The sequence below is a fragment of the Bacillus sp. JJ722 genome, from assembly GCF_036963345.1.
Classification (GTDB): Bacteria; Bacillota; Bacilli; order Bacillales; family DSM-1321; genus Bacillus_AD.
Window position 1 is genome coordinate 1 of the sequence record NZ_JBALMO010000058.1, and the last position, 3,109, is coordinate 3,109.

The window sequence follows — 3,109 nt, forward strand, 5'->3', positions numbered from 1 at the left end:
TTCGCCGTCATTACCAGATAAATAAGGAATTTTCATTCCTTCAAAACTAGATAACAGAAGTTTTTCCAAACAAAATTGTGGTTAAGTCCTCGACCTATTAGTATTCGTCAACTCCATGTGTCGCCACACTTCCATCTCGAACCTATCAACCTGATCATCTTTCAGGGGTCTTACTAGCTTGACGCTATGGGAAATCTCATCTTGAGGGGGGCTTCATGCTTAGATGCTTTCAGCACTTATCCCGTCCGCACATAGCTACCCAGCGATGCCTTTGGCAAGACAACTGGTACACCAGAGGTGCGTCCATCCCGGTCCTCTCGTACTAAGGACAGCTCCTCTCAAATTTCCTACGCCCACGACGGATAGGGACCGAACTGTCTCACGACGTTCTGAACCCAGCTCGCGTACCGCTTTAATGGGCGAACAGCCCAACCCTTGGGACCGACTACAGCCCCAGGATGCGATGAGCCGACATCGAGGTGCCAAACCTCCCCGTCGATGTGGACTCTTGGGGGAGATAAGCCTGTTATCCCCGGGGTAGCTTTTATCCGTTGAGCGATGGCCCTTCCATGCGGAACCACCGGATCACTAAGCCCGACTTTCGTCCCTGCTCGACTTGTAGGTCTCGCAGTCAAGCTCCCTTGTGCCTTTACACTCTACGAATGATTTCCAACCATTCTGAGGGAACCTTTGGGCGCCTCCGTTACATTTTAGGAGGCGACCGCCCCAGTCAAACTGCCCACCTGACACTGTCTCCCATCCCGATAAGGGATGCGGGTTAGAATTTCAATACAACCAGGGTAGTATCCCACCGACGCCTCCACCGAAGCTAGCGCTCCGGCTTCAAAGGCTCCTACCTATCCTGTACAAGCTGTACCAAAATTCAATATCAGGCTGCAGTAAAGCTCCACGGGGTCTTTCCGTCCTGTCGCGGGTAACCTGCATCTTCACAGGTACTATAATTTCACCGAGTCTCTCGTTGAGACAGTGCCCAGATCGTTACGCCTTTCGTGCGGGTCGGAACTTACCCGACAAGGAATTTCGCTACCTTAGGACCGTTATAGTTACGGCCGCCGTTTACTGGGGCTTCGATTCAAAGCTTCGCTTGCGCTAACCTCTCCTCTTAACCTTCCAGCACCGGGCAGGCGTCAGCCCCTATACTTCGCCTTGCGGCTTCGCAGAGACCTGTGTTTTTGCTAAACAGTCGCCTGGGCCTATTCACTGCGGCTCTCTCGGGCTTTAACACCCTACCAGAGCACCCCTTCTCCCGAAGTTACGGGGTCATTTTGCCGAGTTCCTTAACGAGAGTTCTCTCGCACACCTTAGGATTCTCTCCTCGCCTACCTGTGTCGGTTTGCGGTACAGGCACCTTTAATCTCGCTAGAAGCTTTTCTTGGCAGTGTAGAATCAAGAACTTCGGTACTAAATTTCCCTCGCTATCACAGCTCCGCCTTCACGCCAACGGGATTTGCCTCGTTGACAGCCTAACTGCTTAGACGCACATATCCAACAGTGCGCTTACTCTATCTTACTGCGTCCCTCCATTGCTCAAACGATTAAGAGGTGGTACAGGAATATCAACCTGTTGTCCATCGCCTACGCCTTTCGGCCTCGGCTTAGGTCCTGACTAACCCTGGGCGGACGAGCCTTCCCCAGGAAACCTTAGGCATTCGGTGGAAGGGATTCTCACCCTTCTTTCGCTACTCATACCGGCATTCTCACTTCTAAGCGCTCCACCAGTCCTTCCGGTCTGACTTCACTGCACTTAGAACGCTCTCCTACCACGCATACCAACGGTATGCATCCACAGCTTCGGTGATACGTTTAGCCCCGGTACATTTTCGGCGCAGAGTCACTCGACCAGTGAGCTATTACGCACTCTTTAAATGGTGGCTGCTTCTAAGCCAACATCCTGGTTGTCTAAGCAACTCCACATCCTTTTCCACTTAACGTATACTTTGGGACCTTAGCTGGTGGTCTGGGCTGTTTCCCTCTTGACTACGGATCTTATCACTCGCAGTCTGACTCCCATGGATAAGTCTTTGGCATTCGGAGTTTGACTGAATTCGGTAACCCGATGAGGGCCCCTAGTCCAATCAGTGCTCTACCTCCAAGACTCTTACACATGAGGCTAGCCCTAAAGCTATTTCGGAGAGAACCAGCTATCTCCAGGTTCGATTGGAATTTCTCCGCTACCCACACCTCATCCCCGCACTTTTCAACGTGCGTGGGTTCGGGCCTCCATTCAGTGTTACCTGAACTTCACCCTGGACATGGGTAGATCACCTGGTTTCGGGTCTACGACCACATACTCATTCGCCCTATTCAGACTCGCTTTCGCTGCGGCTCCGTCTCATCAACTTAACCTTGCATGTAATCGTAACTCGCCGGTTCATTCTACAAAAGGCACGCCATCACTCATTAATGAGCTCTGACTACTTGTAGGCACACGGTTTCAGGATCTATTTCACTCCCCTTCCGGGGTGCTTTTCACCTTTCCCTCACGGTACTGGTTCACTATCGGTCACTAGGTAGTATTTAGCCTTGGGAGATGGTCCTCCCGGATTCCGACGGAATTTCACGTGTTCCGCCGTACTCAGGATACACTCAAGAGGGAACGAAGTTTCGACTACAGGGTTGTTACCTTCTATGACAGGCCTTTCCATGCCTCTTCATCTACCCCGTTCCTTTGTAACTCTATATAGAGTGTCCTACAACCCCGAAAGGCAAGCCTTTCGGTTTGGGCTATGTTCCGTTTCGCTCGCCGCTACTCAGGAAATCGCGTTTGCTTTCTCTTCCTCCGGGTACTTAGATGTTTCAGTTCCCCGGGTCTGCCTTCAACTACCCTATGTATTCAGGTAGAGATACTACTCCATTACGAGCAGTGGGTTTCCCCATTCGGAAATCTCTGGATCAAAGCTTACTTACAGCTCCCCAAAGCATATCGGTGTTAGTCCCGTCCTTCATCGGCTCCTAGTGCCAAGGCATCCACCGTGCGCCCTTTCTAACTTAACCTATAATGGTTATCACCATATCGAAGATATGATGGAATTTGTTATACTTGGTGTTTGGATGCAAACTTAACATTTGCTTTACTTACTGCTATCTA

General features: G+C 50.8%; 1 rRNA gene. It reads right to left on the bottom strand.

Annotation, left to right across the window (positions count from 1 at the left end):
* Nucleotides 1-77: 77 nt before the first annotated feature.
* Nucleotides 78-3,015: ribosomal RNA gene (locus tag V7014_RS08735) — 23S ribosomal RNA — on the bottom strand.
* Nucleotides 3,016-3,109: the final 94 nt, after the last annotated feature.